Origin of the sequence: Streptacidiphilus sp. EB129 (genome assembly GCF_041262645.1) — a bacterium.
Classification (GTDB): domain Bacteria; phylum Actinomycetota; class Actinomycetes; order Streptomycetales; family Streptomycetaceae; genus Streptacidiphilus.
Genome location: NZ_JBGCCS010000009.1, coordinates 17,053 through 36,735, shown reverse-complemented (window position 1 = coordinate 36,735; position 19,683 = coordinate 17,053). Strand labels below are relative to the sequence as shown.

At 72.7% G+C, this 19,683-nt stretch carries 14 protein-coding genes; 2 read left to right on the top strand and 12 right to left on the bottom strand.

Annotated elements, in window-relative coordinates; all coding sequences use genetic code 11:
* Positions 1 to 131: 131 nt before the first annotated feature.
* Both ABH925_RS13730 and ABH925_RS13725 read right to left on the bottom strand, forming a co-directional pair.
* Positions 132 to 2,051, bottom strand: a complete 1,920-nt coding sequence (locus ABH925_RS13730) for a protein kinase (protein ID WP_370147768.1) — start codon at positions 2,049 to 2,051, stop codon at positions 132 to 134.
* 85 nt (positions 2,052 to 2,136) lie between these two features.
* Positions 2,137 to 2,982 (bottom strand): DUF6597 domain-containing transcriptional factor, encoded by an 846-nt coding sequence (locus ABH925_RS13725; RefSeq protein WP_370147766.1) that lies wholly within the window; start codon positions 2,980 to 2,982, stop codon positions 2,137 to 2,139.
* Positions 2,983 to 3,047: 65 nt separating this feature from the next.
* Here ABH925_RS13725 and ABH925_RS13720 point away from each other — a divergent pair, with 65 nt between their 5' ends.
* Positions 3,048 to 3,629: a TIGR03086 family metal-binding protein gene (locus ABH925_RS13720; protein WP_370147765.1), complete on the top strand. Its 582-nt coding sequence runs from the start codon at positions 3,048 to 3,050 to the stop codon at positions 3,627 to 3,629.
* A gap of 85 nt (positions 3,630 to 3,714) precedes the next feature.
* On the opposite strand, the gene lepA is transcribed toward ABH925_RS13720, so the two are convergent.
* Positions 3,715 to 5,586 (bottom strand): translation elongation factor 4, encoded by a 1,872-nt coding sequence (lepA, locus tag ABH925_RS13715; protein ID WP_370147764.1) that lies wholly within the window; start codon positions 5,584 to 5,586, stop codon positions 3,715 to 3,717.
* A gap of 370 nt (positions 5,587 to 5,956) precedes the next feature.
* On the opposite strand from lepA, the gene rpsT reads away from it, so the two are divergent.
* Entirely contained in the window at positions 5,957 to 6,223 is a 267-nt protein-coding gene (gene rpsT / locus ABH925_RS13710) for a 30S ribosomal protein S20 (protein ID WP_370147763.1), read from the top strand.
* 363 nt (positions 6,224 to 6,586) lie between these two features.
* Here the strand turns inward: rpsT and holA are convergent, their stop codons facing one another.
* From holA to leuS, 9 genes are all read right to left on the bottom strand, one after another.
* The gene (gene holA / locus ABH925_RS13705; RefSeq protein ID WP_370147762.1) at positions 6,587 to 7,570 is read right to left on the bottom strand and encodes a DNA polymerase III subunit delta; all 984 of its coding nucleotides are present in this window, start codon (positions 7,568 to 7,570) and stop codon (positions 6,587 to 6,589) included.
* Between the two features lie 82 nt (positions 7,571 to 7,652).
* Entirely contained in the window at positions 7,653 to 7,913 is a 261-nt protein-coding gene (locus ABH925_RS13700) for a hypothetical protein (protein ID WP_370147761.1), read from the bottom strand.
* Between the two features lie 24 nt (positions 7,914 to 7,937).
* Positions 7,938 to 8,603, bottom strand: coding sequence for a hypothetical protein (locus tag ABH925_RS13695; RefSeq protein ID WP_370147760.1), 666 nt, complete (start codon positions 8,601 to 8,603; stop codon positions 7,938 to 7,940).
* Between the two features lie 286 nt (positions 8,604 to 8,889).
* Positions 8,890 to 10,599 carry a ricin-type beta-trefoil lectin domain protein gene (locus ABH925_RS13690; RefSeq protein ID WP_370147759.1) on the bottom strand — a complete coding sequence of 570 codons (1,710 nt, stop codon included), beginning with the start codon at positions 10,597 to 10,599 and terminating at the stop codon, positions 8,890 to 8,892.
* Between the two features lie 238 nt (positions 10,600 to 10,837).
* Complete coding sequence (locus ABH925_RS13685; protein ID WP_370147758.1) at positions 10,838 to 13,180, bottom strand: ComEC/Rec2 family competence protein; 2,343 nt, start codon at positions 13,178 to 13,180, stop codon at positions 10,838 to 10,840.
* A 396-nt stretch (positions 13,181 to 13,576) separates the two neighbouring features.
* Complete coding sequence (locus ABH925_RS13680) at positions 13,577 to 14,668, bottom strand: helix-hairpin-helix domain-containing protein (protein ID WP_370147757.1); 1,092 nt, start codon at positions 14,666 to 14,668, stop codon at positions 13,577 to 13,579.
* 88 nt (positions 14,669 to 14,756) lie between these two features.
* Positions 14,757 to 15,596: a DegV family protein gene (locus ABH925_RS13675; RefSeq protein WP_370147756.1), complete on the bottom strand. Its 840-nt coding sequence runs from the start codon at positions 15,594 to 15,596 to the stop codon at positions 14,757 to 14,759.
* A 141-nt stretch (positions 15,597 to 15,737) separates the two neighbouring features.
* Positions 15,738 to 16,400, bottom strand: a complete 663-nt coding sequence (locus ABH925_RS13670) for a hypothetical protein (RefSeq protein ID WP_370147755.1) — start codon at positions 16,398 to 16,400, stop codon at positions 15,738 to 15,740.
* Between the two features lie 194 nt (positions 16,401 to 16,594).
* Positions 16,595 to 19,450, bottom strand: a complete 2,856-nt coding sequence (gene leuS, locus ABH925_RS13665; protein ID WP_370147754.1) for a leucine--tRNA ligase — start codon at positions 19,448 to 19,450, stop codon at positions 16,595 to 16,597.
* Positions 19,451 to 19,683 lie beyond the last annotated feature (233 nt).

The following is a 19,683-nucleotide window of genomic DNA, read 5'->3' as shown; positions in this document are numbered from 1 at the left end:
AGCGCGACACCGGCCGCGCGAACGGCCCCGCACCGAGGTGGTGCGGGGCCGTTCGCGTACCCGGTCCGTGCTTCCTTCCGCTTCCGGCTGCTTCAGACTGTTTCCGGCTGCTTCGGGCCGCTTCGGGCTGCCTAGTTGGCGCTGCGGAGGGCGGCCCAGGTGTTGACGCCGACCTGGCCGTCGACCTGCAGCCCCTTGGCGGTCTGGAACTGCTCGACGGCGGTCCGGGTGTCCGGGCCGAACTGGCCGTCCACCCCGGAGGCGCCGACGCTGTAGCCGCGATGGGTGAGCAGGCACTGCAGCTCGACCACCCGGCTGTTGTTCTGCCCGTAGTCGGTCTCCGTGTTGCCCGAGTAGTACTGGCAGGCCTGGTCCCAGGCGGGCGGACCGGCCGGGCTGGGGGTCGGCCTGGGGGTCGGCGGCGGCGCGGCCGGGCCGCCGGCCGGGGTGGACGCGGGAGCGCCGCCCGGAGCACCCGTCCTGCCGGGGGCGCCCGGCTGCGGAGCGCCCGCCTTACCGCTCGGCTGAGCGCCGGGGGCGACGCTGCTCGCGGACGCGCTCGCGCTGGGACTGCCGCTCGCGGACGCCGAGCTGCCGGTGGAGGCCGAAGCTGAGGCGGAGGGTCCGAGTGAACCGCCGAATCCGCCGCCCTGCCCGGCCGCCGAGGCGGTTCCGTCGCCCGGGCTGCTGCCGGCGGTCACCGTCCGCTGCGGGGACGAGCCGGCCAGCAGCACCGTGACCGTGGCGATGGCCGCCACCGCGGCGACCGCGCCGCCGATCAGCCAGGCGTTGCGCCGCCGCTGCGGGCGCCCGGCCGGACCGGGCAGCGGGACACCGGCGGCGGGCGGCATCGGTACGCCCACGCCCATGCCGACCCCGGGCAACTGCGCCACCGTCGGCAGCGTCCGGTAGGAGCCGGAGCCGGAGGGCGAGCCCGGGGTGGGGGTCGGCAGTGGGGCCGGCAGCGGCGTGGCGGTCTCGGTCGGGGCCGGGTAGCCCGCTCCGACCGGCTTCGGGCCCGCACCACCGAGCAGCACGGTGTGCTGGACGGGATCCGGGCCGGCCTGCACCCCCAGCGGCAACTGCTGGACGGACAGCGCGACCTGAACCCGGCTCATGATCTCGCCGCTGAGCGTCTCGGACCAGGGCGCCGCCACCTGGCGGGGCATCGCCGCCCCGACCACCTCGGCGGGGGTCGGCCGCTGCTCCGCGTCCTTGTCCAGGCAGGCGGCGATGAGCAGGGCCAGGTCGGCGTCGATCCCGGCGACCCGGGCCAGCACCTCCTCCTTGGGCGGCTCGAACGCCACCCGGTGCAGCACGTCGACGCTGGTCCCGTCGCCGAAGGGGGCGTTCCCGGTGAGCGCGTAGGCCAGGACCGAACCGAGCGCGAAGACGTCCGAGGAGATGGCCACCGGCAGCCCCCTGACCTGTTCCGGCGACATGTAGGCGGGCGTCCCGACCTGCTGTCCGGTGGTGGTGATGGCGCTGGTGTCGGCGGCCTGGGAGATGCCGAAGTCGATCACCCGGGAGCCGTCCGCGCCGAGGATCACGTTCGACGGCTTCACATCGCGGTGCACCACCCCGACCCGCTCCATCGCGCCCACCGCCTGGCCGAGGTCGGCGGCGAGGCGCCAGGTCGCGGCGGCGTCCAGCGGGCCGTGGGTCCTGACCGCGTCGGAGAGGTTGAGGCCGGGTATGTAGTCGGTGGCCATCCAGAGCAGATCGCCGTCGAAGCCGGTGCCGAGCAGCACCGCCGCCTGCTCCCCGCTCACCCGGGCCAGGGCCGCCGCCTCGCGCTCGAAGCGCAGCCGGAACTGCGCGTCGTCGGCGTACTCCGGGCGGATCACCTTGACCGCGGCCAGGCCGGGGGCACCGGCGGCGTCGCGGCCGAGGTAGATCCGGCCCATCCCGCCACCGCCGAGCAGGGCGATGATCCGGAACGGTCCGACCTGCCGCGGGTCGACGGCACGCAGTGGCACCGCGCCAAGGCGGTCCAGACCCGTGCTCGCGAAGACGCGCGGATCGGAGAGCGGCGGTGGGTACTGCTGCATGGGACGACCCGGCTTCCTCGTGTGACAGGTGGGGCGTCGGGAGATTACCGCAATCGTTCAAAGGTTCGTGTCGACTGTCGGCATGTCAGGAGTTCGCGTAGCGGGTCGGCGGGAGTCCGACCACGGCGGTGAAGTCGCGGCTCAGGTGCGCCTGGTCGGAGTAGCCGAGGTCGGTGGCCAGCACCACCCAGTCAACGGCGCCGCCCCGCGCGTCCGCGCGCTGTGCGGCCTCCTGCAGCCGGGCCCGGCGCAGCACCCACTTGGGGCCCGCGCCCACGTACTCGGCGAACAGCCGCTGCAGGGTCCGTACCGACACCCCGCAGCGCTCGGCGAGCTGCTCCACCCGCACCAGGGTGTGGTCGCCGGTGGCCAGCGCCACCATCGCGGCGACCTCCACGGCCTGATGATCCGGCCGGGTATCCGGCAGGGGCAGCCGGGCCAGCAGGAACTCCTCGGCCAGCGCCGCCATCGCGGCGGAGTCGTCCAGGGCCAGGATCTGACGCCCCGTCTCCTCGACCCCGAGCAGCCGGGCATCCTCCGGGCCGGCGTGTTCTGAGCCGGGGTCGAAGACCTCGGTCGCGGGCAGCACCCGGTCGGCCAGTTCCTGCACCGGCCGTCCCCAGAACGGGTGGAAGCCACCTGGGTGGAACTTCACCCCCAGCACCTGGCCGCAGCCCTCCAGCCGGCGGACGAACAACCCCCGGTCCACTCCGTAGACGGCGGGGCGGGGCTCCTCGAAGACGAGGTGCACATTGGGGTGCGCAAGCACCTTCTGCTCGTACGGCGGCTGTCCGCGCAGATCCCAGCGGACGCGCCAGTGGTACGCCACGAACGGGGCGAGCGCCGCCGACGGCTGGACCGTGTCGAGCTGGAAGCGTCCGGCCGCCCCCTGTGGGTGCAGCACACCGCGGGGGGATTCCGCGCTGGTCATGGGCCCGATTGTAAGCTGTCGCGTTTCTTCAAGACAGCGGAGCGGGGCGGGCTTAGCGTGGCCGCATGACCAATCTTCTTCCCCAGCTGGCCGCTGCCGCCGACGAGGTCTCCCGGGTCGCGCGCGGGGTCACCGCCGAGCAGTTGTCCAGTCCCACCCCCGACACCGAGTGGGACGTCAGTACCCTCGTCAACCATCTGGTGCTGTGGACCTCGTACAACTTCGAGCTGCGGGCAAGCGGCGAGTCCGCGTCCGAGGAACTGCAGAAGCGCGACTTCGCGTCCGCCCCCGACTGGGCCGAGGACTATGTGAAGCACCTGGACCAGGCGCTGGTGGCCTGGTCGGAGCCGTCCGTGTGGGAACGCGAGGTGGACATGGGCGGCTCGTCGATGCCCGCCGCCGCGGTGGCCGGGATGATCCTGCTGGAACTGGTGCTGCACGGCTGGGAGCTGGCCGTGGCCACCGGACAGGAGTTCCGGGTGCCGGGTGCGGTCGACGCGGCGACGCTCGGCCTGGTCGAGGAGTACGCGGAGATGTACCGGCAGTACCAGGGCTTCGCCGAGGCGCTGCCGGTGCCAGCGGACAGCACCATGTTCGACCGGGCGCTGGCCCTGTCCGGCCGCGACCCGAACTGGTCGCCCGCCTGACCTCGCCCGACCTCGCCCGATGTCGACAGGGCGCCCTCCGGTGGTCCGGAGGGCGCCCTGTCGGTACCGCGCTCGCGCCGCAGTCCTACTTCTTCTTCTCGGACGGGGCGTCGGCGTCGGTGGACAGCGCGGCGATGAAGGCCTCCTGCGGGACCTCCACGCGGCCGACCATCTTCATCCGCTTCTTGCCCTCCTTCTGCTTCTCCAGCAGCTTCCGCTTACGGGAGATGTCACCGCCGTAGCACTTGGCCAGCACGTCCTTGCGGATCGCGCGGACCGTCTCACGGGCGATGACGCGCGAGCCGATGGCGGCCTGGATCGGCACCTCGAACTGCTGGCGCGGGATCAGCTTCTGCAGCTTCCCGGCCATCATCACGCCGTAGTTGTAGGCCTTGTCCTTGTGGACCACGGCGGAGAAGGCGTCCACCGCGTCACCGTGCAGCAGGATGTCGACCTTCACCAGGTCGGCGGCCTGCTCGCCGATGGGCTCGTAGTCGAAGGAGCCGTAGCCACGGGTCTTGGACTTCAGGTTGTCGAAGAAGTCGAAGACGATCTCCGCGAGCGGCAGGGTGTAGCGCAGCTCGACCCGGTCCTCGGAGAGGTAGTCCATCCCCTGCAGGTTGCCGCGCCGGGCCTGGCACAGCTCCATGATCGCGCCGACGAACTCGTTGGGGGCGAGGATGGTGCCGCGCACGACCGGCTCGTTCACCTCGGTGATCTTGCCGCCGGGGAACTCACTGGGGTTGGTGACGGTGATCTCGCTGCCGTCCTCCATCACCACGCGGTAGACCACGTTGGGGGCGGTGGAGATCAGGTCGAGGTTGAACTCGCGCTCCAGCCGCTCGCGGATGATCTCCAGGTGCAGCAGCCCGAGGAAGCCGCAGCGGTAGCCGAAGCCCAGCGCGACCGAGGTCTCCGGCTCGTAGACCAGGGCGGCGTCGTTGAGGCGCAGCTTGTCCAGGGCGTCGCGGAGCAGCGGGTAGTCGGAGCCGTCCAGCGGGTAGAGACCGGAGAACACCATCGGACGCGGGTCCTTGTAGCCGCCCAGCGCCTCGGTCGCACCCTTGTGCATCGAGGTGATGGTGTCACCGACCTTGGACTGCCGGACGTCCTTCACCCCGGTGATGATGTAGCCGACCTCGCCGACACCCAGGCCGTCGGCGACCTTGGGCTCCGGGGAGATGACACCGATCTCCAGCAGCTCGTGGGTGGCGCCGGTGGACATCATCGCGATCCGCTCGCGCTTGGTCAGCTCACCGTCGACCACTCGGACGTAGGTGACCACGCCGCGGTAGGTGTCGTAGACCGAGTCGAAGATCATCGCGCGGGCGGGCGCGTTCTTGACCCCGACCGGGGCGGGCACCCGCTTGACCACCTCGTCCAGGATCGCCTCGACACCGAGACCGCTCTTGGCACTGGCCAGCAGCACGTCCTCCGGCTCGCAGCCGATGATGCGGGCGAGCTCCTCGGAGTACTTCTCCGGCTGGGCGGCCGGAAGGTCGATCTTGTTCAGCACCGGGATGATGGTGAGGTCGTTCTCCAGCGCCAGGTAGAGGTTGGCCAGGGTCTGCGCCTCGATGCCCTGGGCCGCGTCCACCACCAGGAGCGTGCCCTCGCAGGCCGCCAGCGAGCGGGAGACCTCATAGGTGAAGTCGACGTGCCCCGGCGTGTCGATCATGTTGAGGATGTGCGTCGTGCCCTGGTTCTCGCCCGTGAGCGGGGCCCAGGGCAGGCGCACCGCCTGCGACTTGATGGTGATGCCGCGCTCGCGCTCGATGTCCATCCGGTCGAGGTACTGCGCGCGCATCTGCCTGGGGTCGACCACGCCGGTGATCTGCAGCATCCGGTCGGCGAGCGTGGACTTGCCGTGGTCGATGTGGGCGATGATGCAGAAGTTGCGGATCAGCGCCGGGTCGGTGCGGCTGGGCTGCGGAACGTTGACGGGAGAGGCGGGCACTCAGGGTCCAAAGGTGTCGAGTGGCTGGAGCGGGACTCCACGCACGCCCGCGCGACAGCGCGTGTGCGGGTTGTTCCGCCTATCGTCCCACGAGCAGGGGCCTCGCCGCTCATGCGCTCCGCCGGGTGCCCTGGTGGCGACACGATGGCGCCCCGGTGGCGGCTCGGTGTGTCGGCGCCGGGACGTGACCGCGGCGGGATCGCCGCCGTTCGTCGCGCCGGCCCGTCCGCGGCCCGACGGCGCCGTCGATTGGGCCGGGCGAATCAGCCCTGGTAGCCTGGGTCACCGTGTCTGCGATACCGCATGCCCTCGGGCCGGCGGTGCGGCGGGCACGACATTCTGTTCCAACCAATCAGACTGAGGCTCTTTCGTGGCGAACATCAAGTCCCAGATCAAGCGCATCAAGACCAACGAGAAGGCTCGTCAGCGCAACAAGGCTGTCAAGTCCGCGCTGAAGACCGCGGTCCGCAAGGCCCGTGAGGCCATGGAGGCGGGCGACGTCGAGAAGGCCACCGCGCTGACCCGCGAGGCCACCAAGAAGCTCGACAAGGCCGTCAGCAAGGGTGTCATCCACAAGAACCAGGCCGCCAACAAGAAGTCGGCGCTCTCCGCTCGCGCTGCCGGTCTCCAGGGCTGACCTTCCTCTCTGTCCTGCGCGCATCCCTGCGTCGTTCCGACGCCTGGATGTGCACGGCCTTGATGCACACCGCCGGAGCGGATAAGCGGTCCCTCTCAACCGCACCGATCCGGCCCCCGCACGGACCACGCCCGGCCCTCTACCCGGGCTCCGTGCAGGATCACGCGCCACAGCGGCCTGCGTTCGCCACGCCTGCGGTCTCCGGACCGTAGTTCCTCGGCCGCAGTGGTGCTCATACGGCGAAAAGCCTCGCGCAGACCCCCGACCTCACCGGTCGGGGGTCTCGTCGTTTTCCGGACCCTGTCGGCGGAGCACCCGACCGGGGTGCTGGGTGCTCGGTGCTGAGTGCTGAGTGCTCGGTGCTCAGCGTTGGGAGCGGGCGGCGCGGGCGACCGCGACCACGCACTGCTCCAGCGCGTACGCGGGGTCGCCCGAGCCGCCCTTGACAGCGGCGTCGGCCTCGGCGATGGCCGTCAGCGCGGCGGCGACACCGTCCCCGCTCCAGCCGCGCAGCTGCTGCCGCACCCGGTCGATCTTCCACGGCGGCATGCCGAGCTCGCGGGCCAGGTCTCCAGGGCGCATGCCACGGTCGGCGGTGGCCACCCGTCCGATCGCGCGCACCCCCGAGGCGAGCGCGAAGACGATCCCGGTCGGCTTCTCCCCCACCGCCAGCGCCCAGCGCAGCTGGCCCAGGGCCTCGGCGGTGCGGCCGGTCACCGCCAGGTCCGCGACCTGGAATCCGGAGGACTCGGCGCGGCCGGTGTAGTAGCGGGCGACGACGGTCTCGTCGATGGTGCCCTCGGTGTCGGCGGCGAGCTGGCTGCAGGCGGAGGCGAGCTCGCGCAGGTCGCTGCCGACGGCGTCGAGCAGCGCCCGGCAGGCGTCCTCGGTCGCCGAGCGGCCGGTGACCCGGAACTCGGCCTTGACGAAGGCCAGCTTCTCGGCCGGCTTGGTGAGCTTGGGGCAGACGACCTCACGGGCGCCGTTCTTCCGCGCCGCGTCCAGCAGGCCCTTGCCCTTGGCGCCACCGGCGTGGACCAGTACCAGGATCACCTCGGGGGCCGGGTCGTCCAGGTACGCCTTGACGTCCTTGACGACGTCGGCGGCGAGGTCCTGGGCGGCGCGGACCACGATGACCTTGCGCTCCGAGAACAGCGACGGGCTGGTCAGCTCGCTGAGCATGCCCGGCTGCAGTGTGCCCGGCTGCAGGTCCCGCACGTCGGCGTCCGGATCCGCCTGCCGGGCGGCGGCGGTGGTCTGCGCGACCACGCGGTCGAGCAGCAGCTCCTCCTGGCCGACCACGATCGTCAGCGGGGAGAGCAGGTCGTCACTGGGTTTCCTGGCCATCGCCCGCCAGCCTATCGGCCGACACCGACAGTCCGTCCCCGCAGGCGTGGTGCGGCCCGCCCCACCAGGCGTGGTGCGGCCGCTATTCCAGCCAGCCCTCGTGCTCGGCGGCGAGGGCGTCGAGCACGGCCCCGCTGAGCCCGTCCGGCAGCGGGTCGTGCAGGACGACCAGCCACTGCGCGTCCTCGGCGTCGTCCTCCCCGGCCAGCGCCTCCCGGTGCAGCTCGGGTTCGGGCAGGCCAGGATGCCGCTCGGCGAGCTGCTCCGCGACCGCCTCGGCGGCGTCGCGATCGGGCAGGACCAGAACGTAGGGATCATTCACGGTGGGGTCGTCGTTGTGCACACCGGCATTATCGACGCCGGGCGGTCAGGCCCGGGCCGGGAGCACCATCAGGGCCGGTCCGGTGATCCACGGGAACCGCTGGTCCAGCGGTATCTCGACCCGCTCGGTCACCGGCTGCCTGCGGCCGCCGCGCCCGGGCTGGAGGATCGGCGGACGCGCGTCGTCGAGGTCCAGGGCCTCCGCGCAGCGACCACGCCGCATCAGCCCGACACGCCGCGACTCCTGGTACGGGCAGGCCACCTGGTGAGCGGGGTGCTGGTCGAAGGCGTCGGGGTAGCTGTCGGGCGGGGTGCCACCGCCGTCCGGAAGCAGGTCCGGGCCGGTGGCCAGGAAGGCGCCCAGCTCGGCCAGGGTGCGGATCTCGGCGAGCGGTACCGGCGCGCCGCAGCTCGGGCAGGGCCCGAGCAGGAAGAAGGACTCGTCGTCGTAGAGCGGGTCCAGGTAGGTGAAGGTGTAACCGCGCCTTGGGTCGTCCGGGTCGGCGACGCGCAGGGTCAGCGGTTCCAGCGGCAGCGAACGGCGGGGCCGGGTGCGGTCCGGCCGCACCAGCTGCGGATCGACGCCGAGCAGGGCCGCCAACTGTCCGATGACGCGGGCGATGTCGACGTCGGTGTCGAGCCGGTACGACTCGTGGACCCGGTGCTCCTGTGCCACCCGGTACGCGGCTGCGGCGCGGTCGGCGATGCTCACGGTGCTGGTGCCTCCTTGCGGGACGGTTCTGTTCTGACGGACCGGCGGCCGGGGGGGGGCCCCGGGGGCCCGGGCCCCCCCCCGGGCGGGCCCGGGGGGGGGGGGGGGGGGGCGGCCGGGGGGGGGGGGGGGGGGGGGGGGGGGGTGCGCGGGGGGGGGGGGCGGGGGGGGGGGGGGGGGCGGGGGCCCCCGCACGGCTCGGCCCGGTGTGGTGCCGGTGGCTACTGCACCTGCTGACCGCGCGGCTTCCGGGCAGCTGCTGACGCTGCGACTACTGCAGCGGCGACTACTGCGGCAGCGACCAGGTCTGGTTGGTCTGGTTGGTGCCGCAGGGCCAGATCTCCAGCCGGGTGCCGTCGGCGGCACTGCCACCGGTGGCGTCCAGGCAGTCGCCGGAGTGCGGGTTGGTCAGGTTGCCGTTCTGGGCGTAGCTCCACTGCTGGCCCGCCGAGCCGGTACAGCTGCTCAGGTCGACGGCGGTGCCGGCCGCGGTGGCCGCGCCGGGGACGTCCAGGCACTTGCCGAGGACCTGGACGGTGCCGTCGCCGGGCAGCGTCCACTGCTGGTTGGGGTTGCCGGTGCAGCCCCAGAGGATGATCGGGTTGCCGTTGGCGGTGCCGCTGCCGGAGTCGTCGACGCACTGCCCGTTCGCGCCGGTGACCTGGCCGCGATCGACGGTCCCGCCGCAGCCCGCGCTGGGTGTCACCCGGTAGAGGGCGGTGCCGTGCGCGGGGATCTGCGCGGTGATGGTGCCGGTGGTGCTGGACGTGGCCCCGGTCCAGAGGTCCTGGGCCGAGTAGCTGCAGCCCGAGCCGCCGGTGAAGCCGACGGCGGCGGTCGTGGTGCCGGCGGTGACCGTGGAACCGCTCCGGTTCAGGATCGCGACGGCGCGGTCGCCGTTGGCGAGCGGCCTGGTCAGCACGTCCTCCGAGCCGTTCTGGGAGACCACGTAGCCGGGAGAGCCCAGCGGGTCCTGGTCGACGGCGATCACCCGGGTGTTGCCGAGGGCGGCGATCGAGGCGGCCGACAGGCTGCTCACATCGTCACTCATGATCATCGGTGAGCCCATGGTGGCCCACAGCGAGATCTGGCTCTGCGACTCGGCGGCCGTCAGCCCGGAGTCGCCGGCTATCAGGAAGTCCGGGTCGTTCCAGTTCCCCGGACTCTCATAGCGGTGGATCGGGTTGTTGTAGCCGTAGTTGGTCAGCACGCTGTTCCAGCGGCTGGTATTCGGGGCCGAGGAGTCGTACGTCTGGATGTCCGAACCCTCGCGCCACAGCTGGCCGTACTGCCCGACCCAGCCGAGGACGGTGTCCCAGTCCGTGGTGCCCTCGAAGTAGGCCGGGGCCGACTCGGAGAAGACGATGTCCCGGCCCGAGTTCTTCAGCGCCTGGGACATCTGCGAGTACGCCGACCGGTAGGTCTGCTCCTCGGTCTGGCCGCTGACACTCGGCAGGTTGCAGCCGTCCAGCTTGAGGTAGTCGACGCCCCAGGACGCGAAGAGGTCGGCGTCCTGCGTCCAGTGGTCCCAACTGCCCGCGTAACCGCCGCAGGTGCTGGTCCCCGCGTCCTCGTAGATGCCGAACTTCAGGCCCCTGGCGTGCAGGTAGGAGCCGACGTAGGCCATGCCGTCCGGGAACAGGCCCGGGTCGGCCACCAGGTTGCCGGAGGAGTCGCGCGCGGTCTTCATCCAGCAGTCGTCGATGGTGACCGTGGTGTAGCCCTTCGCGGCAAGGCCGGAGGAGACCAGCGCCTGGGCGTTCTGCAGGATCGTGGCCTCGTTGTAGCCGCACTGGTAGTGGGCCCAGTCGTTCCAGCCCATCGGCGGCGTCACCGCCAGTGCCGCGCCGTCCCCGGAGGTGGCGGTGGTCGAGGCCGAGGCGGCCGGTGCGGCGGCGGCGCCACCGGCGAGCAGGACCAGTGCCAGCGCGACGGTGGACGCCGCCGCGGTGACGGACCTTGAGCGCGGCCTGCCCCGATCACGGACGAAGGACATCGTGGTTCCTTTCGACTTGCGGCAGAGAACAGTTGAGGGACTGCCAGGGCGCACGAGCAGCAGGCGCGCGGGTCGGCGCGCAGACCGGTTCAGCGTGGACGTGTCAGACAGTAGATGCGCAGGAGTGCATAAACAAGGGTCAAACATGATTAGAAATGCAGATCGATCCACTCAATCAAACAATAGTGAGCAATGAGCCTTCAATGCCGGTGCTGATCACCCGCTGCGGTCAGCTCGCTCAGCGCGGTCTGGTGGCCACGGCCAGGCCTTCGGTACCGTCGGTGCCGGCCGGCTCGTCCAGCACGGCGAGGTCGCCCTGCTGGTCGGTACGCAGCACGGTGGTGCCGAGGGAGTGCAGCAGACCGAGGGTGGACGGGGCGGGGTGGCCGTAGGAGTTGTCGATCCCGCAGGAGATCAGGGCGACGCGCGGCGCCAGGGCCCGGATCAACTCGACGTCCTGCTTGGCCGATCCGTGGTGCGCGACCTTGAGCAGGTCCAGGTGGCGCAGCGCCGGATAGCCGGAGAGGTGGGCGAGCAGACGGGACTGGGCGGGTGGTTCCAGGTCGCCGAGGAAGGCCATCCGCAGATGAGGGGTGGTCAGCAGCAGGGTGACGCTGGCGTTGTTCGGGCCCGGCGTGCCCAGGTCCAGCGGCCCGTCGGGCCAGAGCACCTGCCAGTGCAGGTCGCCGAGGGTACGGCGTTCGCCGGGGCTGGAGTGCAGCAGTGGGACGTCCGCCGCCGCGGCCCATCGGCGCACCTTCGCCCACTCGCCGGCCGGTTCCTCGTCGGGGGTGGTCTCGATGGCGCCGACCTCGCGGTCGTGCAGCACGCCGGGCACGCCCTCGACGTGGTCGGCGTGCAGATGGGTGAGCAGTAGCAGGGCGACCCGGGTGACGTCGAGCCGGCGCAGGCACTGGTCGACGCTGTGCGGGTCGGGTCCGGCGTCGATGACCAGGGCCGCCCCCGCGGCCGAGCCGGGCGAGACCACCAGGGCGTCGCCCTGCCCCACGTCGCAGGCGACCACCCGCCAGTGCGGCGGCGGCCAGCCGGTGACCATACGCGTGAGCGGTGCCGGTCGGAGCAGTAGCGCGAGCAGCGCCAGGCAGAGCGGGATCACCACCCAGCGGTGTCGCAGCACCGGCAGGCAGGCAACCGCCGCACAGGTGGACGCGGTCAGCAGCAGCGCGCCGGTCCAGCCACCCGGCCAGCCCACCTCGGCGCCGGGCAGATCGGCGGCACGCCGGGCCAGCCAGGCGATCCAGGCGGCCGGGACGGATGCCAGCCGGGCAATGACGACCGCGGCGGGCAGGGAGAACGGCGCCGCGGCGAGGGCCGCGAAGCCGAGCAGGGTGGCCGGGGCCACCGCGATCTCCGCGAGCAGGTTGCAGGGGATGGCGACCAGGCTGACCCGGGCCGCCTTGAGGACCAGCAGCGGCCCGCAGACCGCCTGGGCCGCCGCCGCGCAGGCGACGGCCTCGGCGAGTCGGCGCGGCCAGCCGCGCCGGACCAGGCCGGCGGTCCAGCGCGGACCGAGGGTCAGCAGCCCGCCCGTGGCCAGGGCGGAGAGCGCGAACCCGTAGGAACGGGACAGCCAGGGGTCGATGAGAACCAGCAGCATCGTGGCGCCCGCGAGGGCGGACAACGCCGGTGCCCGGCGTCCGGTGGCCAGCGCCAGCAGCATGATCAGGCCGGTGGCCGCGGCACGCAGCACGCTGGGGTCCGGGCGGCAGAGGATGACGAAGCCGACGGTCGCCGCCACCCCGCCCACCGCGGTGACCCGGAGCGGCAGCCCCAGCCGAGCCGCGATGCCACCGCGTTCGGGGGTACGCGAGCGGGCCGCCACCCCGATCAGCAGGACCAGCACCACGCTGAGGTTGGCGCCCGACACCGCGGTGATGTGGGCGAGGTCGGTGGCCAGGAAGGCCTCGTCCAGGTCCGGCGGGATCCGGCTGGTGTCCCCGACGACCACTCCCGGCAGCAGGGCGCGCGGGTCCGGCGCGAGCCCGTCGGTGGCGCGGCGCAGCCCGGCGCGCAGCACCCCGGCCGCGCGCTGCAACACCACGGGCGGCGCGAGGAGTTGCGGCGGCGCTCGGCCGTAGAGCACGGCGGCGACGTCGTCGCCCGCCCGCGCGGGTCCCAGCCGGGCGGTGGTGGCCACCCGGGTGGACGGGAGCAGCGGCAGCCAGCGGGCGGCGTCCGGACCGCTCGCGACCACGACCACGGGCGTTCTGGTCCTGGTCGTGCCGACGCGGTCGATGGTCGCCCGCAGCACGACGAAGGCGGTGGAGGCGGATGTCCCCTCACGGGGATCCCGGGTGACGGTCAGTTCAACCGGAACGGTGGCCTGCCGGCGGGCGAGGTCCGGAACCGGGCCCCGGCGCAGGTCGGCGGTGCCGAGGGTGGTCGCGGACGCTGCCGCGCAGGCGCTGAGCAGCAGACCGGCGAGGGATCTCCGGAGCGGCCGCCGCGCGTGCCGCAGCAGGGCGGCAGCGGCGAGGAAGCAGAGCAGGGCGGTGCCGAGTACCCACGGCTGGGCGCGACCGCCGAGGCCGAGCAGGGTGGCCGAGGTCCCCCAGGCCACCAGCGCCGGTCCGACCAGCCGCAGGTCCTGCGGCTGCCGCGGTGAGGGTGGCGCCGACGGTGCCGACGCGGATGTGCGGGCGGGCGGAGGCAGCGGCTGAGCATGCCGTGCCTTCGAGGGCGGCGCGGGTGGCGACGCAGGCGGGAGCGAGGGCGGCGACGCAGGCGGGAGCGGGTGCAGCGCGGGCGGGGGCGCGAGCGCGGGTGGCGTTGTGGGCGGGAGCGGGTGCAGCAAGGGCGGCGACGCAGGCGGGAGCGAGGGCGGCGACGCGGGCGGGGGTGGCGACGCAGGCGGGAGCAGGTGCAGCGCGGGCGGCGACGCGAGCGCGGGTGTGGGTGGTGGGACGGGCGGGGGCGGGGATTCGGGCGGGGGCGGGGGCATGGGGAGCGGCCTCTCTCAGGGGCGGAGCAGGGCGCGGAGGTCCTGGAGGCGGCGTTCACCGAAGCCGCTCACCTGTTTGAGCTGGTCGAGGGAGGTGAAGCCGCCGTGCTGGTCCCGGTACTGGATGATGCGCTGGGCCAGGACGGGACCGACGCCGGGCAGGGCGTCGAGTTGCTGGGCCGTCGCCGCGTTGAGGCTGAGCGGACCGGACGCGACGGCCGGGGCGCCCGCCGCCCCCGGTGGCGCACCGACGACGATCTCCTCGCCGTCGTTGAGCAGCCGGGCCTGGTTGATACCGGTCAGGTCGGTACCGGGGACCGCTCCCCCGGCGGCACGCAGGGCGTCCTGCACCCGCGACCCGGCCGGAAGCGTCCGCACCCCCGGCTCGCGCACCCGGCCCGCCACGTCCACCACCAGCCCGGGGCCGCCGGCAGCCGTCGGCACGGCGGGAGAGCCTGGTCGGGAGCCGGGTTGGGAACCGGATTGGGTACCGGACGGAGAACCCTGCTTGGACCCGGGGCTCGGCGGCGCGGTCCCCTCCGCGACGGGGACGGAAAGCGGCTCGGGCCGCCCCGACCAGAAGTGCTGGACGCCGTAGCCGAGGGCGAGGAGCAGCAGCACCGAGAGGCCGACCATGGCCCGTCGGTCCAGGTCCAGCCGCTCCTGGAGCGCCAGCGGCAGGGACAGGTTTCGCAACGACCGTGCCGGTCGTCCACCGCCCGACCGTGGCGGTACGGGCGCGCGCGGCTCGTCCGCACCGGGGAGCGGCTCGGAGTACGGCGCAGGATCGGTCGGGGGCCGCGCCGCGACGTAACACTGACGCTGTGACAACGACGGCGACGGCGACGGCGAGTCGATCGGCGGCGCGAACGACGGCGGAATCGGCTGTGCACCAGGAGAAGGCCGCTCCGGGGACATCTGCGCCGGGTACGGCTGCGGTCGGCAGGGCTGCGTGGGGAACAGCGACGAGGCGTACGGCTGCGAGCGGTGCGGTTGTGCGGCGTGCGGCTGCTGGGCGTACGGCTGCACTGCGAACAGTGCGTCCATGCGGCGGCGGACGAGGTCGGCATCGGTGTCCCGGCGAGCGCCGGTCAGTGCGGTTCTCATGCCGAGGACGCTAGACCGCGGCACCCACGTCCCAGCGGCCCGACTGACGACCTGTGGATAACCCTGCCACTGTGCAGAAACCCGTCACTCACACGGGTGAGACGACCACGGCCAGAAGCCCCGGGCCGACATGCGCCCCGATCACCGCGCCGACCTCGCCCACGTACATCTCCCGCAGCCCCGGGATCCGCTCCCGAAGCCGCTCCGCGAGCATCCGCGCGCCCTCCTCGGCGGCCAGGTGATGGACCGCCAGGTCCACCTCCGCGGCGCCGGCCTGCTGGATCGCGATCTCCTCCAGCCGGGCGATGGCCCGGCTGGAGGTGCGGACCTTCTCCAGCGGCTGGATCCGGCCGTCGGCCAGGTGCAGCAACGGCTTCACCGCGAGCGCGGATCCGAGCATGGCGCGCGCCGCGCCGATCCGTCCGCCCCGGCGCAGGTACTCCAGCGTGTCGACGTAGAAGAACGCGGTGGTGGCCCCGGCCCGCTTCTCGGCGGCCGCAACGACCTCGTCCAACGTACCGCCCGCCTGCGCGGCCCCGGCCGCCGCGAGCACGCAGTAGCCCTGGGCCATGCCGATCATGCGGGTGTCGACGACCCGTACCGGCAGCGGCGCGGCCTCGGCCGCCATCAGCGCGGCCGCGTAGGTGCCGGACAGTTCGGCGGAGAGGTGGAGCGAGACCACGGCGTCCGCGCCGCGCTCGGCGGCGGCCCGGTACGCGGCGGCGAAGGCCTCCGGATTGGGTCGGGAGGTGGTGATCTTGACTCGCCGCTGCAGCGCCTCGACCACCACCGCCGGGGTCGCCTCGACGCCCTCCGCGAGCACCTCGTCCCCGAGGACCACGCTCAGCGGCACCACGTCGACCCCGTGCCGGGCGATCACCTCGTCGGAGAGGTAGGCGGTGGAGTCGGTGACCAGGGCGACGGGCATGTCCGGGAGATTACCCCCACCCAAGAGGAAGGGACAGGGGAACAAAGCCCTGGTGACGCCCCGGACAACGACGGACAACAGAGGGCGGCGACGGACGACGACGGTCGGGGGCCGAAGGACGACGGCGGTCGCCGGCGGCCGTCAGCCGGCGCTGGCTCCGGGCCGGGGCTTGCGCAGCCGTTCGCCCAGCGCCCCGAGGGCGCCGGAGCGCTCGCGAGCCGGGTCCAGTCCGGCGACGTCCTCGGCCTGCGGCACCGCCCCGGCCGGGGCCCAGTGCCGCAGCGCGCCCGCCTCCGCCTCGCACTCCTCGCCGAGCCGCTGCAGGTCGTCGTCGGCGAACCGGTGCATCCGGTCCTGGGCGGCCCAGCGCAGCGAGGACGCCAGGTGCACGATCCGCTCGGCGCGCTCGCGCGCGACAGCGAGACGGGCCTCCACCCTGGTCAGATCCGGCTCGCGCTCCAGCAGCCGCAGCTCGCCGTCCAGTTCGTCCGCATGCCCGTCGAGCCTGGCCAGCAGCCGCAGCGACTCGACCAGCTGCGGGTCGTCCCCCGCGCCCGACTCCAGCACCCGGCGCGACGCTGCCAGCGCCGAGCGGACCTGGCCACGCAGCCCGGCGACCTTGCCGTGGGCACCGCCCCTGGTCAGCGAGCGGGCCTTGATGGCGACGTCCTCCGCCGCGCGGCGGGCCTGCGGCGCGGCCCGGGTCAGCGCGCGCTTGGTCTTGACGACCACCAGGCCGGTGAGCGCTGCGACTCCGCCCAGCAGCACGACCAGCAGGCCGAGCACGATGGCGATTGCCTCCACGGCAGGACTCCTCCGGGACGGGGACTGTCCCCCCACGGTAGACCCGTGGAGGGACGGTCAGGCCCGGTTCCGGGGCAGAGCAGGGGCTGGATCAGGGGAACCTCAGGGTCCTCCCCGGCCCCGGGCACCGCTCGGCGCCACCCGCGGCCCGCCCGAACCACCGACGAGCGCCCGCGGACGGGTGCCCGCGCCGGTCAGACGACGATGTTCACCAGCTTCGGCGCCCGGACGATCACCTTGCGGACCTCCGCGCCCGCGATCGCCGCGACCACCGCGGGGGCCGCCAGCGCCAGCGCCTCCAGCTCGTCCTCGGCGATCGCCGGCGGCACCTCCAGCCGGGCCTTGACCTTGCCCTTGACCTGCACGACACAGGTCACCGTGTCGTCGATCAGGTACGCCGGGTCGGCCTCGGGCAGCGACTGGTGCACCAGCGAGCCGGTGTGGCCCAGCCTGGACCACAGCTCCTCGGCGATGTGCGGGGCCAGCGGCGCGACCAGCAGCACCGCCTGCTCCGCCACGACCCGCGGCGTCGAACCCCGCTTGACCAGGAAGTTGTTCAGCTCCGTGGCCTTGGCGACGGCGGTGTTGAAGCGCAGTCCCGACAGGTCCTTGCGGATCCCGTCGATGGCCTTGTTCAGGGCGCGCAGCGTCGCCTCGTCCGGCTCCTCGTCGGTGACGACGACGGCGCCGGTCTCCTCGTCCACCACGGTGCGCCACAGCCGCTGCAGGAAGCGGAAGGAACCGACGACGGCGCGGGTGTCCCAGGGACGCGAGACGTCCAGCGGGCCCATCGCCATCTCGTACAGGCGCAGGGTGTCCACGCTGTACTCGTCGGTGACCTCCTCGGGGGCGACCACGTTCTTCAGCGACTTGCCGATCTTGCCGATCTCCCGGCTGACCTGCTGGCCCTCGTAGAACCAGGCGCCGTCGCGCTCCTCGACCTCGGCGGCCGGGACCGGGAAGCCGCGCTCATCGCGGTAGACCTGACCCTGGATCATGCCCTGGTTGAACAGCTTGTGGAACGGCTCCTTCGAGCTGACGTGGCCCAGGTCGAACAGCACCTTGTGCCAGAACCGCGAGTACAGCAGGTGCAGCACCGCGTGCTCGGCGCCGCCCACGTACAGGTCGGCGCCACCGGCCGGCTTCCCGGTCTCCGGGCCCATCCAGTAGGCCTCGTTGACCGGGTCGACGACCTCGGCGTCGTTGTCGGGGTCGACGTAGCGCAGCTCGTACCAGCAGGAGCCGGCCCAGTTGGGCATGGTGTTGGTCTCGCGGCGGTAGGTCCGGACGCCGTCGCCCAGGTCCAGCTCGACGGTGACCCAGTCCTCGCGCCGGGACAGCGGGGTCTCCGGCGAGGTGTCGGCGTCGTCCGGGTCGAAGGTGCGCGGCGAGTAGTCGTCGATCTCGGGCAGCTCGACCGGCAGCATCGAGGCGGGCAGCGGGTGCGCGACGCCGTCCTCGTCGTAGACGATCGGGAAGGGCTCGCCCCAGTAGCGCTGGCGGCTGAACAGCCAGTCGCGCAGCTTGAAGGTGACGGTGCCCTCGCCGATGCCGCGTGCGGTCAGCCACTCGGTGATGGCCTTCTTCGCGTCGACCACGCCCAGGCCGTCCAGCGAGACCTCGCCGTTGGCGGAGTTCACGATGGCCGCGTCGTAGGAGACGAAGGCGTCGTCCCAGTCGGCGGTGTCGGTGGCGCGGCCGTCGGCGGGCTGGACGACGCAGCGCATCGGCAGCCGGAAGGCCCGGGCGAACTCGAAGTCGCGGTGGTCGTGCGCCGGGACGGCCATGATCGCGCCGGTGCCGTAGCCCATCAGCACGTAGTCGGCGATGAACACCGGGACCTGCTCGCCGCTGACCGGGTTGACCGCGTAGACGCCGGTGAACACGCCGGTCTTGCTCTTGCCCTCGGTCTGCCGCTCGACCTCGGACTTGGACGCGGCCTGCTTGCGGTACGCGGCGACCGCCTCGGCCGGGGTGGCGTACCCGCCGGTCCACTCGGCGGGCAGGTCCGCGGACGGCCAGGCGGCCGGGACGACGCCGTCGACCAGGTCGTGCTCGGGCGCCAGCACCATGTAGGTCGCGCCGAACAGGGTGTCGGGCCGGGTGGTGAAGACGGTGATCGCGGCGCCGTCCACCGCGAAGTCGACCTTGGCGCCCTCGCTGCGGCCGATCCAGTTGCGCTGCTGCAGCTTGATCGCGTCCGGCCAGTCCAGCAGGTCCAGATCGTCGATCAGCCGGTCACCGTACGCGGTGATCCGCATCATCCACTGGCGCAGGTTGGACTTGAACACCGGGAAGTTGCCGCGCTCGGAGCGGCCGTCCGCGGTGACCTCCTCGTTGGCCAGCACGGTGCCCAGCCCGGGGCACCAGTTGACCGGGGCCATCTTGATGTAGGCCAGGCGGTAGTCGCTCAGCACCTCGCCCCGCTCGGACGGGCTCAGCGCGGACCAGGCCCTGCCGTCCGGGGTGGCCTGGTCACCGCGCTCGAACCGGGCCACCAGCTCGGTGATCGGACGGGCGGCCTCGGCCTCCGGGTCGTACCAGGAGTTGAAGATCTGCAGGAAGATCCACTGAGTCCACTTGTAGTACGACGGGTCGATCGTGGCGATCGAACGGCGCGAGTCATGGCCCAGACCCAGACTGCGCAGCTGCTCCCGGTACTTGGCGATGTTGGCCTCGGTCGACACCCGGGGGTGGGTGCCGGTCTGCACGGCGTACTGCTCCGCGGGCAGACCGAAGGCGTCGAAGCCCATCGTGTGCAGCACGTTGTGGCCGGTCATCCGCATGAAGCGGGCGTAGACGTCGGTGGCGATGAAGCCCAGCGGGTGCCCTACGTGCAGACCCGCCCCGGAGGGATACGGGAACATGTCCATGATGAAGGCGTGCGGGCGTCCCGCGACGTCGGAGCCGTCGGCCTGCGTCCCCGCCGGGTTGGGCGCGTCGAAGACGCGCTCACGCTCCCAGCGGTCCTGCCAGTCACTCTCGATCCGCGCCGCCAGCGCGGGGGTGTAGCGGTACGCCTCGGGCGCCTCGGGTGTGGTCTCGCTCATCGTTGTCAGACTCCATCAGGGGTTGCTCGCTGCCGACTGCTGCTCCGGGTCCCGGCCACCGACTCCCCCGACGACAGGTGTGGTCGACGGATGGATGTGCCGGAAAAACAGAAAGACCCCTCACATGAGGGGTCGCCACGCTGACTCCGGCTCGACGCCGGTACGTGTCAGCGCGGCCGGCTAAGAAGCAGGCGCACGGATCGCATGGGCACAGGATACCGCAGCGCCCCGCC

Coding starts and splice junctions, on each gene's coding strand:
- ABH925_RS13675 (WP_370147756.1), bottom strand. CDS start 15,596: ATGCCCGTCGCCCTGGTCACCGACTCCACCGCCTACCTCTCCGACGAG.
- ABH925_RS13720 (WP_370147765.1), top strand. CDS start 3,048: ATGACCAATCTTCTTCCCCAGCTGGCCGCTGCCGCCGACGAGGTCTCC.
- holA (WP_370147762.1), bottom strand. CDS start 7,570: ATGGCCAGGAAACCCAGTGACGACCTGCTCTCCCCGCTGACGATCGTG.
- leuS (WP_370147754.1), bottom strand. CDS start 19,450: ATGAGCGAGACCACACCCGAGGCGCCCGAGGCGTACCGCTACACCCCC.
- ABH925_RS13690 (WP_370147759.1), bottom strand. CDS start 10,599: ATGTCCTTCGTCCGTGATCGGGGCAGGCCGCGCTCAAGGTCCGTCACC.
- ABH925_RS13730 (WP_370147768.1), bottom strand. CDS start 2,051: ATGCAGCAGTACCCACCGCCGCTCTCCGATCCGCGCGTCTTCGCGAGC.
- ABH925_RS13725 (WP_370147766.1), bottom strand. CDS start 2,982: ATGACCAGCGCGGAATCCCCCCGCGGTGTGCTGCACCCACAGGGGGCG.
- ABH925_RS13680 (WP_370147757.1), bottom strand. CDS start 14,668: ATGAGAACCGCACTGACCGGCGCTCGCCGGGACACCGATGCCGACCTC.